Annotated in this window: 11 protein-coding genes and 1 pseudogene; 3 read left to right on the forward strand and 9 right to left on the reverse strand. The window is 41.2% G+C overall.

Going from position 1 to position 14,486, the window contains the following annotated elements; translation table 11 throughout:
- Nucleotides 1-34 precede the first annotated feature (34 nt).
- From nuoF to M1F25_RS13345, 6 genes are all read right to left on the reverse strand, one after another.
- Nucleotides 35-1,393, reverse strand: coding sequence for an NADH-quinone oxidoreductase subunit NuoF (gene nuoF / locus M1F25_RS13320; protein WP_004259820.1), 1,359 nt, complete (start codon nt 1,391-1,393; stop codon nt 35-37).
- Nucleotides 1,390-1,938 (reverse strand): NADH-quinone oxidoreductase subunit NuoE, encoded by a 549-nt coding sequence (nuoE, locus tag M1F25_RS13325; RefSeq protein WP_036958085.1) that lies wholly within the window; start codon nt 1,936-1,938, stop codon nt 1,390-1,392. The genes nuoF and nuoE overlap by 4 nt, the downstream gene beginning before the upstream one ends.
- Nucleotides 1,939-1,940: 2 nt before the next feature.
- The gene (gene nuoC / locus M1F25_RS13330; RefSeq protein ID WP_004259810.1) at nt 1,941-3,743 is read right to left on the reverse strand and encodes an NADH-quinone oxidoreductase subunit C/D; all 1,803 of its coding nucleotides are present in this window, start codon (nt 3,741-3,743) and stop codon (nt 1,941-1,943) included.
- A 74-nt stretch (nt 3,744-3,817) separates the two neighbouring features.
- Complete coding sequence (locus M1F25_RS13335; RefSeq protein ID WP_004912254.1) at nt 3,818-4,492, reverse strand: NuoB/complex I 20 kDa subunit family protein; 675 nt, start codon at nt 4,490-4,492, stop codon at nt 3,818-3,820.
- Between the two features lie 18 nt (nt 4,493-4,510).
- A complete protein-coding gene (locus tag M1F25_RS13340) occupies nt 4,511-4,954 on the reverse strand; it encodes an NADH-quinone oxidoreductase subunit A (protein ID WP_004259806.1) in 444 nt (147 codons plus the stop codon).
- Between the two features lie 1,114 nt (nt 4,955-6,068).
- Nucleotides 6,069-6,992 (reverse strand): LysR family transcriptional regulator, encoded by a 924-nt coding sequence (locus tag M1F25_RS13345; RefSeq protein ID WP_036958083.1) that lies wholly within the window; start codon nt 6,990-6,992, stop codon nt 6,069-6,071.
- Nucleotides 6,993-7,782: 790 nt separating this feature from the next.
- On the opposite strand from M1F25_RS13345, the gene M1F25_RS13350 reads away from it, so the two are divergent.
- Both M1F25_RS13350 and yfbR read left to right on the forward strand, forming a co-directional pair.
- Nucleotides 7,783-8,997 (forward strand): pyridoxal phosphate-dependent aminotransferase, encoded by a 1,215-nt coding sequence (locus M1F25_RS13350; protein ID WP_181488108.1) that lies wholly within the window; start codon nt 7,783-7,785, stop codon nt 8,995-8,997.
- 407 nt (nt 8,998-9,404) lie between these two features.
- Nucleotides 9,405-9,986, forward strand: a complete 582-nt coding sequence (gene yfbR / locus M1F25_RS13355; RefSeq protein ID WP_004259798.1) for a 5'-deoxynucleotidase — start codon at nt 9,405-9,407, stop codon at nt 9,984-9,986.
- 51 nt (nt 9,987-10,037) lie between these two features.
- On the opposite strand, the gene M1F25_RS13360 is transcribed toward yfbR, so the two are convergent.
- The 3 genes from M1F25_RS13360 to M1F25_RS13370 form a co-directional block, all read right to left on the reverse strand.
- Complete coding sequence (locus M1F25_RS13360) at nt 10,038-10,454, reverse strand: hypothetical protein (protein WP_226616966.1); 417 nt, start codon at nt 10,452-10,454, stop codon at nt 10,038-10,040.
- A 167-nt stretch (nt 10,455-10,621) separates the two neighbouring features.
- Nucleotides 10,622-12,454, reverse strand: a complete 1,833-nt coding sequence (locus tag M1F25_RS13365; RefSeq protein WP_004259790.1) for an SLC13 family permease — start codon at nt 12,452-12,454, stop codon at nt 10,622-10,624.
- A gap of 88 nt (nt 12,455-12,542) precedes the next feature.
- Nucleotides 12,543-13,217, reverse strand: a complete 675-nt coding sequence (locus M1F25_RS13370; RefSeq protein ID WP_036958082.1) for a sugar phosphatase — start codon at nt 13,215-13,217, stop codon at nt 12,543-12,545.
- Nucleotides 13,218-13,960: 743 nt separating this feature from the next.
- On the opposite strand from M1F25_RS13370, the pseudogene M1F25_RS13375 reads away from it, so the two are divergent.
- Nucleotides 13,961-14,474 (forward strand): annotated as a pseudogene (locus M1F25_RS13375) (Hcp family type VI secretion system effector).
- Nucleotides 14,475-14,486 lie beyond the last annotated feature (12 nt).

Genomic DNA, 14,486 nt, shown 5'->3' on the forward strand with positions numbered 1-14,486 from the left:
AAATCTCTTTAGCGGTTGCTCAATCGCTAAATAATTACCAACGCTGCTTAAGCAAGTTGGGTTGGATACCTGCAATCTGCACGATGTTACGCAGATCTTTTTGCGAAATACCCGCTTCGAATTCATCACGGAAATATTTGATGGCACTTTGTAGCGGTTCGACCGCACCCGGTGCGTGAGCGCAGAAAGTTTTACCCGGTCCTAAGAAACGGCACAGCTGCTCTAGGGTTTCAATATCCCCCGGCTGCCCTTCTCCTTTTTCCAGCGCTTGTAAAATTTTCACACTCCATGGCAGACCATCACGGCACGGCGTACACCAACCACAGGATTCACGAGCAAAGAAGGTTTCTAAGTTACGCACTAAAGAAACCATGTTGATTTCATGATCAACCGCCATCGCCAATGCAGTACCAAGACGGCTTCCTGCTTTGGCAATATTTTCGAAATCCATTGGTAAGTCGAGGTGGTCGTTGGTTAGGAAGTCTGTCCCTGCCCCACCCGGCTGCCATGCTTTTAATTTCAGTCCATCACGCATACCACCTGCGTAATCTTCCAACACTTCACGTGCCGTTGTACCAAATGGCAATTCCCACAGACCCGGGTTTTTCACACGGCCAGAGAAGCCCATTAATTTAGTACCCGCGTCTTTACTCTTACCGGCGCTTAAATCGATATACCATTGGTCTCCGTGCTCTAAAATAGCAGGCACGTTACAAATGGTTTCGACGTTATTAACGCAAGTTGGCTTACCCCAAGCACCTGATGTTGCAGGAAATGGTGGTTTAGAACGTGGGTTAGCACGGCGGCCTTCTAAAGAGTTAATCAGTGCGGTTTCTTCACCGCAGATATAACGCCCAGCGCCGGTGTGGACAAACAGTTCAAAATCGAAACCAGAACCGAGGATATTTTTTCCTAATAAACCCGCCGCTTTCGCTTCTTCGATGGCACGGCGTAGGTTTTGCGCGGCTTCAACATACTCACCCCGTAAGAAGATATAACCACGGTAGGCCTTAAGTGCATAAGCGCCCGTGATCATCCCTTCAACTAACAAGTGAGGGAGTTGCTCCATCAATAAACGGTCTTTATAGGTGCCCGGTTCCATTTCATCCGCATTACATAAAAAGTAACGCAGTTTCATGTTTTCGTCTTTTGGCATCAGGCTCCATTTCAGACCTGTTGAGAAGCCCGCACCGCCTCGCCCTTTCAGGCCAGCGTCTTTTACGAGGTTCACAACTTCATCGGGTGCCATGCCTTTGAGCGCGCGCTCAAGACCTTTGTATCCGTTTTTACTGCGATACTCATCTAACCAAACAGGCTGATTGTCATCACGCAAACGCCATGTTAGAGGATGAGTTTCAGCAGTACGGATCACTGGATTAACAGAATTTGTCATGGATACTGCTCCAGTAATTTTTGAATATTTTCAGGCTGCACGTAGCTGTGAGTGTCATCATCGATCATCATCGTTGGACCCTTGTCACAGTTACCTAGGCAACAGGTCGGCAGCAATGTAAAGCGGCCATCAGCTGTTGTTTGACCAGGGCGAATATTAAGCTGTTTAATGATTTCAGCTTCTAAGCCCTGATAACCTGTAATATGGCAAACAACACTGTCGCAATAGCGAATAATGTGGCGACCCACTGGTTGGCGGAAGATTTGGCTATAGAATGTCGCCACCCCTTCAACATCACTGGCTGGGATACCTAAGACGTCAGCGATAGCATGGATCGCACCATCTTCAACCCAACCGCGGTTTTTTTGCACAATTTTCAGTGCTTCAATTGAGGCAGCACGTGCGTCTTCGTAATGGTGTTTCTCACCTTCAATCTCTTCACGCTCTTTCTCTGTTAAGACAAAGCCATGATTGACTTGCGGTTCAAACACATTCACGACATTGAGCTCGTTGTGCTTCTCATTTTCGTTATGTTCATTATGCATGGTTAGCGATCCACATCCGACATTACAAAATCGATACTACCCAGATAGACGATTAAGTCTGAAACTAAACTACCTCTGATCACGGCAGGAATTTGCTGCAAGTGAGCGTAGCTTGGCGTACGAATACGCGTACGGTAGCTCATTGTGCTGCCATCACTGGTTAAGTAGTAGCTGTTGATACCTTTCGTCGCTTCAACCATCTGGAATGACTCATTTGCTGGCATCACCGGCCCCCAAGACACTTGTAAGAAGTGGTTGATCAGGGTTTCGATATGCTGCAACGTGCGCTCTTTTGGTGGCGGAGTTGTCAATGGATGGTCAGCTTTGAAAGGACCTTCTGGCATATTCTTATAGCATTGCTCAAGAATACGAATACTCTGGCGCATCTCTTCTACTTTGATCATCACACGGTCATAACAGTCACCGTTGTGAGCGATAGGAATATCGAACTCAAAGTTTTCATAACCTGAATATGGACGCCATTTACGCACGTCAAAATCAACGCCTGTTGCACGTAATCCAGCCCCTGTTACACCCCATGCCAGCGCCTCTTCTTTTGAGTACATGGCTGTCCCAATAGAGCGACCTTTTAAGATGGAGTTTTTCAGTGCAGAAGTCACATAGGACTCTAAACGCTTTGGCAACCAATCTAATAATTCGCGCAGCAGTTTTTCCCAGCCACGCGGTAAGTCGTGCGCAACACCACCGATACGGAACCATGCGGGGTGCATACGGAAACCAGTAATTGCTTCAATCACGTTGTAGACTTTTTGACGGTCGGTAAACGCAAAGAAGACCGGGGTCATCGCACCAACGTCTTGGATATAGGTACTGATGTACAGTAAGTGGCTGTTAATCCGAAATAACTCAGACAGCATGACACGAATCGTTTTCACGCGATCCGGCACTTCAATGCCAGCCAGTTTTTCAACGGCTAACACATATGGCATTTCATTCACACAGCCACCGAGGTACTCAATTCGGTCAGTGTAAGGAATGTAGCTGTGCCATGACTGACGTTCACCCATTTTTTCAGCACCACGGTGGTGGTAGCCAATGTCAGGTACGCAGTCAATAATTTCTTCACCATCCAGTTGTAATACGATACGAAACGCACCGTGTGAGGATGGGTGGTTTGGCCCCAAGTTCAGGAACATGAAATCTTCGTTTTCATTTCCACGTGCCATGCCCCACTCTTCTGGTTTGAAAGTCAAGGCTTCCATTTCCAGATCTTGTTTCTGCTTAGTCAGAACAAAAGGGTCAAACTCAGTCGCACGCGCAGGATAATCCTTACGCAGTGGGTGACCTTCCCAGCTTGGTGACATTAAAAGGCGGCGTAAATTTGGGTGACCTTGGAACGTTATGCCGAACATATCCCACACTTCACGCTCATGCCAATTCGCATTCGGGAACAGGGAAACAATAGAAGGCACATTTAAGTCTTTCTCATTAAGAGCGACTTTTAACATGATATCGCGGTTACGATCGATAGAGATGAGGTGGTAGAAAACACTAAAGTCTGCTTCTGGCAGACCTTGACGGTGAATTCGTTGACGTTCATCTACCCCATGTAAGTCAAATAACATGACATACGGTTTTGGTAATTTCTTTAGGAAATCGACCACTTCCAGTAACTGTTCACGACGCACCCAAAGCACTGGCATACCAGTGCGAGTTGCTTGAACAGAAAAGGCATCCGGCCCAAATTGATTGCGCAGTTCCAGAAGCACAGGGTCGTTTAAGTGATCCTGTGTCTGCCATCCTGGCTGGTTACTACTCGCTTGCGCTATCTGATCTGTCATCATTCTTCACCATAACGCTTGATCAGGTTTATTATTTCGCAACAACATTGCTCTGTTACGCTGTATGGCTTTAAGCCTTAAATTTCGTCTGGTGTACGCAGGTTTGTCACTGCAATACGTTCACCGTGCTTTCTTTCTCTTTCTGATTGCATATTGGCACGGTAAACCCCTTGGTCTCCAACAACCCAAGACAGCGGTCGACGCTCTTTACCGATAGATTCTTGCAACAGAAGCAGAGCCTGCATATAGGCTTCTGGACGCGGTGGGCAACCTGGGATATACACATCCACAGGAATAAATTTATCGACGCCTTGTACAACAGAGTAAATGTCATACATGCCACCAGAGTTGGCACATGAACCCATGGAAATTACCCATTTTGGTTCAAGCATTTGGTCATACAGACGTTGAATAACAGGTGCCATTTTTGTGAAACAAGTACCTGCTACTACCATGAAATCGGCTTGACGAGGTGAAGCACGCAGTACTTCTGCACCAAAGCGGGCAACGTCATGAACAGCCGTGAACGAAGTCACCATTTCTACATAGCAACATGAAAGACCAAAGTTATATGGCCATAGAGAGTTTTTGCGCCCCCAATTAACCACATCGTGAAGTGCATGAGAAAGTTTTCCCATGTAAACACTGTTTTCAACTTGCTGCTCCAGTGGATCGGTAACGATTTCCTGAGTTTGCAGTGGGTAACGGTCGTTCTCACCGTTCGGATCTATGCGGGTGAGCGTATAATCCATTGTATAATGCCTCGCTTTTTACTGCGGATGACGATTGCTGATTTTAATAACTTCACTAGGATGCTTTACTTTTCCGCGGGAACGGACTGGAGTCCAATCCAATGCCCCAACGCGGACGAGGTAAAACAGTCCCGCCAACAATACCAAAATAAAGATCGCGGCTTCGATGAAACCTACCCAACCGGCTTCGCGGATGGCGACTGACCATGCAAATAAGAACATGGCTTCAACATCGAAGATAACGAAAAACATGGCAACTAAGTAAAACTTAGCAGACATGCGGAGACGTGCACTACCGACCGAGTCGATACCTGACTCATAAGGAACATGTTTTGTTCTGGCTTTGGCGCGGCTACCTAAAAAGTGACCTGCGACCAACATGAAAGCACAAAGACCGATAGTGCCGATAAGGAATATCGCAAACGCCCAGTTATGGGCTAACGCTAGGATTGATGTAGACATACTCGTTGCTTACTCATTACTTATGGTGTGTTAGCTGCTCTTTTTTACATCACGGCAGTATTGCACCACAATTGCCCAGTTAATCGAGAAGAAAGACCAAAATTGATCACAAACTAAAATATCACCAAACTTAAATCAGCCTGTTGACTGCGTTTGGTTTGTCCTCTCTCATTACAATTTATTTCACTTAAACTAAGTAAAATAACCCGTATTTATTACAAAAACTTCACACTTTGAAAACAACAGAACAACAAAAAACGCTCATAATCTGCTAAAACGTGTCAGTGTAATGATACTCAAGTAAACACGCAAACTAGTTTAACTGATTATTCGTTTTTACTACACCATTATCTCAGGAAAAACCTGTCTTAACAGATGAAAAATTGCTCTTTTTATTTGATCTAACGCACACTTTTATTGAAAAAGTACTCAATTTGTTTACATAGCATTCAATTTAACTTTAAGTCTTTGTAACTCTTTTTAACGCATTACTTCAAGTAACTAACTGACATTACAGCGCTATTTTATCTATTCAATAAAAAAACATTGTTAATAACATAACAAATTGTTAACCAAACAATGAAATTCAGGTTATGCCAGCTACATCACAATTATTTCATGGTCTTTCTTATTTAACCATACTTATTAAGTGGTTATTTGCTTTTTTTATGAGCGGAAATTAATAAAAAATCGATAAATTTGAACTCGATATCCTATTAAGGATATCACTGGACATTATTTAAACATGCATAAAAACAAATTTCTCGATACCATTTCCCAATATTGAAAATTGAGTTCCACTGCATGAAATAATCGTTTCAGTTATTACCAACGAATCCGTTAAACTGTTATCTAACAGCTTAACCTACCCGTGTGTTAACCATTTAACCAAAAATAGCTATCTCAGTCGCCACACGAGCCTTCTTTAGATTGCGATTAACACATTGATTTTATTTGTACACAGCCAATAACACATTGATCACAAACAAGTGATTCAGTAATAAACCAACAAAAATGATATAAAAAAACGGCAATCCCAAAATAATTGGAATTACCGCCAGTACAATAAATCGATTAGATATTGCGATTAAAGCAACTAGATGAATCGATTAACTTAATTACTTTCCTCGTTGCTATCCATCAACTCACTTGCTGAGGCTGCCACATAAGGGATTTTTTTGTTTTCGATCGCACCGAATACCGTCAGAACAAAATCTTTTTGTTCGTCTGCGTTCTTATATAACCAATACTGAATATCAGGTAAACGTGGTAACCCATCAGCTTCATTCAAAATACGTAAATCTGCATTTTGCATTTCCATTGGCCTTGCAGTTACCCCTACTTCCGCATTAACTGCTGCACGAACAGCAGGCAGAGAAGCTGCTTCATAAGCAACATGCCATGACAAACCTGCATCATCAAGGGCACTAGTACAAAGTTTACGATATGGGTTAGTTTCATCCATAACAACTAATGGGATCGGCTCATTCGGACGCAATTGAAAATCGGGTGCGCTATGCCACAAAACAGGCACGGTTCTTAAAGCCGTTTTAGGATGGTGGCTAATTCTTGCCGTTGTTAATGCAAGATCTATCTCATGGTTATCAAGCATTGACTCAATAAACTGAGCTCGTTTAATGCGTACTTCAATTGCAATTCTTGGATAGACAGACGCGATACGATTAAGCAAGAAAGGTAATAGGATATCGACGGTGTCATCAGATGCACCGATGCGCAATTCACCATCAGCGTCATTATAAGTTAATGATGCCGTTGCATCGTCATTGGCGCGCAATATTTGCCTTGCGTAGCCAAGTAATTGCAATCCATGTGCGGTAAGCAGTTTATTTCGTCCATGACGAGCAAAAAGCTCACGACCGACTAATTGTTCTAAACGTTGCATTTGCTGGCTCACAGCAGATTGTGTTCGACAAACGGCTGCAGCTGCAGCTGCAAATGTATTAAGATCTGCGACAGCAACGAAAGTACGTAGCAAATCAAGATCTAGGTTCATGATGGGACGATTGGAATTTATCATCGTTCATTCTCTTATATAATTTTATGTTACCTGGTGTTTCTGCTCTCCTCCATGAGAATCAGCGAGTTTATAGCGACTACTAAGCGAGTGCATTTCTAATCCATAGATCTGCAATAACTTCTAATTATTTTACTTTTCCACCCTGCTCATCATTTATAATTGATAGAGCACGTGTGCAAATAGCATACTTCCAAAAATCAAATAATTTTAATAAAAAGGGGATGTTTTCCTAAAAAACAAACTAACAAAGCGCTTTCTAGAACACGCTTAAATAGTAACATATTTAATGTAATCACAATTATTTTAATGTAAGCACATTATAAAATTCGTTTCACTATTTACCTATAGTTATGAATATCAAATAGTTACAATTTTAAGCAACACTTTTTGTTAATAAAAATGACTCGAAACAATCAATATTACTAACAAAATCACACTAATTATTATAAAAAAAGGCTATTACAGCAAAAAAATCATGTCTATTTTAATGATTCAATGCTTAATATTACATTTTGATACAAATTTTCCTTTTTCCTCTGTTTTTCTGCTTTTTTACTTTTTATACTCCAAAACATCAATAAATGTTAAAATTATAATCCAGACAATACTATATTTTAGGAATATACAACTAACTTAAACTATATAATAAGATACCAAACATTACATTTAAGCGTAAACCAACCTTTTACACCAAAAATAACCTTGCATCTTCAAAAGCTTCTGAGGGAGGAGTAGAGTAAAGGAATAACGCCGGCTCCACCAATGTAACCCTCAGGGTAATGAGAAAACTATGAATAATCTAACTAAATCCAGTAAGCTCGATAATGTTTGCTATGACATTCGTGGGCCCGTCTTAAAAGAAGCTAAACGCCTAGAAGAAGAAGGCAACAAAGTCCTCAAGCTCAATATTGGTAACCCGGCCCCATTTGGTTTTGAAGCCCCAGATGAAATCCTAGTTGATGTCTTGCGTAATCTGCCTAGTTCTCAGGGTTATTGTGATTCAAAAGGCTTATATTCTGCCCGTAAAGCGATTGTGCAGCATTACCAAGCTCGCGGTATTCATGAAATGACCGTGGAAGATGTCTACATTGGTAATGGCGTTTCTGAATTAATCGTACAAGCCATGCAAGCGCTGCTTAATAATGGTGATGAAATGTTAGTGCCTGCGCCTGATTACCCATTATGGACCGCTGCGGTTTCCCTTTCAGGTGGGAAAGCCGTTCATTATATGTGTGATGAGCAACAAGGTTGGATGCCTGATATTGAAGACATTCGCAAAAAAATCACCCCAAGAACGCGTGGTATTGTGGCCATAAACCCAAATAACCCAACCGGTGCGGTCTACAGTAAAGATCTGTTAATGGAAATTGTCGAATTGGCTCGCCAGCACAATCTTATTATTTATGCTGATGAGATCTACGATAAAATTCTTTATGATGATGCTGTACATCACTCTATTGCTGCCCTCGCCCCTGATTTATTAACCATCACATTTAATGGTTTATCTAAAACTTATCGCGTCGCTGGTTTTCGCCAAGGTTGGATGGTATTAAACGGCCCGAAAAAACATGCAAAAAGCTATATTGAAGGTTTAGAAATGCTGGCCTCGATGCGCCTGTGCGCTAACGTTCCAATGCAGCATGCTATTCAAACTGCACTCGGGGGCTACCAAAGTATCAGTGAATTTATTCAACCAGGTGGTCGTTTATATGAGCAACGTAATCGTGCATGGGAGTTGATCAACCAAATACCGGGCGTTTCATGTGTCAAACCACAAGGTGCTCTGTATATGTTCCCAAAAATCGATATTAAACGATTTAATATCTATGACGACCAGAAAATGATTTTAGACCTATTGTTACAAGAGAAAGTGTTATTAGTTCAAGGTACCGCATTTAACTGGCCTGAACCCGATCACTTTAGAATTGTCACATTACCTTATGCAGATGACCTTGAAATGGCGATTAATAAATTTGGCCGTTTCCTTGAAGGTTATCGCCAATAAAAATTTTATCAAACATAAAGTGAAAGCCTCCTACTCCGGAGGCTTTTTTATTCTAAATCGAGTCATCATTAATAGACTGTATTATTCTGATAATCAAATAATAGAAATAAAATAAATTGCCACTAGGAAAAAGCCCAATAATATAAATGGAAAATATTTCATATTGCCTCTTTATTTCCGAATTGAACATTCATTATATTTTTTTGATTCTATAATTCAACACAATTAAAATAACAGTTAAATTAAAGTCAGATCCTGATTATATTATTATGATCATCTTAATATGAAAATAAATATTAATAAATAATTACGAACTAGTAACTTATTAAAAAACAATAAAAATATATCACTACCACATTATTTCCGTTATAATTTTAGTTGTTTGCAGACACCACAGAAGAGGACTTATGAGCTACTTTTTCGCCCACCTTGCTAGAATGAAACTCATTCACCGCTGGCCTTTAATGCGCAATGTACGAACTGAAAACGTTTCGGAACATAGCTTACAAGTGGCTATGGTTGCCCATGCTCTTGCTATCATCAAAAATCGTCGATTCGGCGGTCAGGTTAATGCAGAACGAATAGCCATGTTAGCCATGTACCATGATGCGAGCGAAGTTATCACTGGAGATTTACCAACTCCGATTAAATATCATAATCAGCAAATTGCTCATGAATACAAAAAAATAGAGAAGTTCGCCCAACAAAAATTACTCGAAATGCTACCAGAAGAACTGCAAGATGACTTCCGTGAACTAATTATTGAAGATTTACAAACTGATGAAGAACATTCATTGGTTAAACAAGCTGACTCATTGTGCGCTTATTTAAAATGTTTAGAAGAGCTTTCCGCGGGTAATAGTGAATTTAAACTTGCAAAAAAACGCCTAGAGAAAATATTAGAAGAAAGAAAAAGCCCTGAAATGGATTATTTTATGGAAAAATTTGTCCCAGGTTTTAAACTTTCCCTTGATGAAATCAGTAATTAATTTTTTTAGTAGGAATAATAAATATTCCTACTCTGCATAAGCAGTTATTAATTATACTTCGTTAAATGCCGTAGAACAGTCAGACGATGACGGGAAATGCACATACAGCCGCTTAAAGTCCCCATTAACCCCCAAAACCACTTTTCCTTTATCTTCAAAGGTAATAGAACAATAAAAGCTCGATTTTGTACGATATTTTTTGCCACTTTTAGTTGTTATTTCAACTACCCAGTAATCATATGAATCATTAATACCGATCTCATATTTAAATGCAAAAATATCTTTCATAACTGCTTTATTGGCAATATTAGACAAAGTTTGTGAACTGGGATATTTTTTCGTTCTGCTATTACTAAGGTTATTAACATAGTGCTCAATGACAACAGAACTTAAGTCTTCCCCCCAAAAGTTTTCAAATGTTGCCAAGCCCAAATAATACCTTTCCGGTGTAGCAGTTTCTTTATTCATATTATATATTCCTCACATTGATTTGTCAGAAATAAGCTAGCATTTCATTTATCAAATGAAAAAACGAATAAATATTAACGCTTACGTTTTTTTAATAGAAAACCATCAATAACGATTTGCTTTTCATTCGTTATTGATGGTAATTTTGAAATTATAAATAACAAAGATTAATTAAAGGGAAATAATACCGGTACAACCAAAATACTAATTAGCATTACGATAATAGTAAACGGCACACCAATTTTTAGGAAATCAGCAAATTTATACCCACCAGGCCCTAAAACTAAGGTATTCACTGGTGATGAAACTGGGGTCATAAAGGCAGCGGATGCGGCTATCCCAACAATCATGGCAAAAGGAAGTGGTGAAACCTCCATTTGACGCGCCGCCGCAATGGCAATCGGCGCCATTAACACCGCAGTTGCAGTATTGGAAATAAATAAGCCAATAGTGGCGCACAAAATAAACAGGCACAATAACATCACGTGTGGCCCTAACCCACCGGCGACTTTCATCAACGCATCGACAGCAAGCGCAATTCCCCCTGTTTCTTGCAATGCTAGCGCAAAAGGCATCATCCCAACAATTAAGATAATACTAGGCCAGTGAATTGACTTATAAGCGCTTTCCATATCGATACAGCGAAATTTCCCCATTAACAAACAGGCAATAAGTGCTGCAATAAAATTAGGAATTTCATTGGTCACCATCATCGCGACCATTAGCGCCAAACAAAACAAGGCATGAGGAGCCTGAGACGCAGCGGGTGCAACAGCCTCGACTTCAGCAGCTAGGTTCAATACAATAAAATTACGCGGCTTAGTCGATAAAATTCGGATCAATTTCCAATCACCAATAACTAATAAAATATCACCTAACCTAAGCGGTTCATCAACTAGCTTTCCATCCAGTGCCTTGCCATCTCGACGAATACCAACAACGTTCAAACCATAACGAGTACGAAATTTAATGTCCCTCAACGATTTCCCCAATAGTTCGGAATCAGGGTTCATCGACACTTCAGCCATTCCCACATCACGTGATTGGTCTGAAAAATAATCTCCCCGTAAAATCATCGGTTCAAGAAGTTGCTCGCTACAAAATTGGCGCAAATCGTCATCACTCACGGATATATCGACTAATAAAACATCCCGCTCGCGTAGCTCGGTTCCCCCCGTTGCACTCACCATCACGCGACGGAATTTACGCCAACGCTCTATCCCAACCACGTTAGCTTCATAACGGGAGCGAAGATGCAGTTCATCAAGCGTATGGCCTATGAGTGGCGAACCTTTTCGGATAGCAAGGCGGCGAGCTCTACCCGTCAATTTGTAATCACGAATTAAATCACGGAAAGTACGTCGATAACGCTCAGGGAGTTTGTCGGGTTCATTACTGCCTAGCCAACGCCTTGTTAGCCACATGTAGGCAATACCGGCTAATAAAATTAGAATGCCTATAGGGGTAATAGAGAAAAATTGAAAGCCTTTGATCCCCTCTCGTACTAACTCACTATTCACTACCATATTCGGTGGCGTGGCCACCAGTGTCATCATTCCACTGATAAGCCCTGCGAAGCCTAATGGCATCATCAACCGGCTAGGGGACGTTTTCATGCGTGATGCAACGCTTAATACGACGGGGATAAAGATAGCCACCACTCCTGTGGAACTCATAAAAGCCCCTAACCCAGCGACAGTGAGCATTAAGAAAACCAGCATTTTGCTTTCGCTGCTTCCTGCAACGCGAACAAGCCAGTCTCCCATTTGATAGGCTATCCCTGTGCGAACAAGGCCATCACCAATAACAAACAATGCTGCAATTAGCAGGACGTTGGGGTCAGCAAAACCTGCGGTAGCTTGTTCTAGCGTTAAGGTATCGCTCAGCACAAACGCGACAATGACAAGTAACGCGACCACATCCATGCGAATTTTATTTGTGGTAAATAGAACTATCGCAATCAATAGAAGGGTTAAGACCCACAGCAATTCTCCGTTCAAAATATCCCCTTTCGACGAAAAAAAACATTGCTAAGAATTTTATTTAGTTAAGCATGTTTTACGGAGAATTTCTTTGATTAAATCACCATTAAGTCAAATTAGACACGAAAAGTTCATAATCACCATTATTGTCAGGTCCCATAACGGAAATTTGTTCCAATGAACTCACAATTACTTGAATTTCATCACGACGAGGCATCCCTTCTGGTGCATGGACTGCCACCACTTGGCAACCAGCTGTTAATGCTGAATGGATGCCTGCTTGTGCATCTTCAAAGGCAATACAGGATTTTGCAGGAAAAGAAAGTGCTTGGGCACCAAGTAAAAACGGCTCTGGGTCAGGCTTACCTTTGGACACTTTTTCAAATGTTACCCAATGTTTAGGCTCTGGTAACCCTGCCGCTTGTTGACGCCCATGAGCAATTGGTACAGTACCAGAGGTGACAATTGCCCACGGTGCACCAATTTCATTTAAACGCGTCAGCAAAGCAATAGCGCCGGGTAGAGCAACAACGCCCTCCACATCTTCGCTTTCCATTTTTTCTAGCCAATGGAAGTATTCCATAATTTCTTCATCACTCGCCTCGGGTAAAAAATGGCGCAAACTGGTCATTGCGGGTTTACCATGAATATAGCTAATAACTTCGTCCGCACTTTTACCAATACGCTCACCAAATTTGCACCAGCAACGTTCAACGACTGCGAGTGAATCCGCTAACGTACCGTCTAAATCAAATAGAAACCCTTTTGCCTTTAATTTCACATCTACCCCTTTAATTTTGCAATTCACATAACATAAAAAGTTGAATCGATTCTAGCCCACTAGTTAACGCTAAATAGGCGCTCATACGCAACCTCAATATTAAAAATAGTTAAGAATTGAGCCTAAGACATAAATTTGAATGCGCTAGGGCTGTTGATCTTTGTGTTTTTTGAACGACATGGTGATTTCTGTTGTATTTGCTTTTTTACGAAATCATTATATTGCTCCTGTACCACACAGGAAAAACGTAAAACTTACAGTTGGTTAGCATATTTATCAATATTAATCACTAGTAATTTCATAATAAATAGTTAAATACACTATAAAATTAGACCGATAATTTCACTGCTAGTAGAGGGTAGCTTAAATTCTCTATTTTATTTATTTTAAATCATGTGGTTGCGATAACTTCTTAAGCTGAAACATTTGGTTACATAGTTTATTTCTATGTACATTAGAACTTACTGGGTTTATCGCAGTTTTGTCTATTTTTTGTTCGATTATTATTCGGCTATGATTCGTTTTTGGTGTTTTTCTGGAGTTATATAGCGATATTTCAACCCGTTTACGCTAAGTCACTTATCCTAGAGAGATACAAAAAGGTCATCAGGTTTACAGTCCATTCATAAGCTTTTATTATCCTTAACTCAAATCTTACCGTGCGCACTGGCTGAGATGACGGAAATTAATCGATAATTATGTCGACTTAACCCAATTTGTCATTCTTGATAAAGGATATCGCTATGCCAACTCCATGCTATATTTCCATTGAAGGAAAAACCCAAGGAAACATCACTGCCGGTGCATTTACTGCCGATTCAGTGGGTAACATCTACGTGCAAGGAAGACCAAATGCTGGTGCAAGAGTTTTCTCACGTCGTGACTGTGCCGACCGACCCACAATCCGGCCAGCCTTCAGGCCAACGTGCGCACAAGCCCTTCCGTTTTACCGTGGCGTTAAATAAAGCGGTTCCGCTGCTGTATAACGCCTTAGCCTCCGGTGAAATGTTGCCGAAAGTGGAACTGAAATGGTACCGCACATCCGTTGAAGGCAAGCAAGAGCATTTCTTCACCACTACATTAACCGATGCGACGATTGTTAATATCGATTGCCAAATGCCGCACTGCCAAGACCCCGCAAAAGCGGATTTCACCCAGTTAATCGAAGTGTCTCTGTCTTACCGTAAAATCGACTGGGAACACACGGTTGCAGGCACATCCGGTGCCGATGACTGGCGCGCGCCGCTCGAAGCGTAAGTTCGAATTTAG

This window comes from Providencia sp. PROV109 (genome assembly GCF_033681625.1).
GTDB classification, from domain to species: domain Bacteria; phylum Pseudomonadota; class Gammaproteobacteria; order Enterobacterales; family Enterobacteriaceae; genus Providencia; species Providencia hangzhouensis.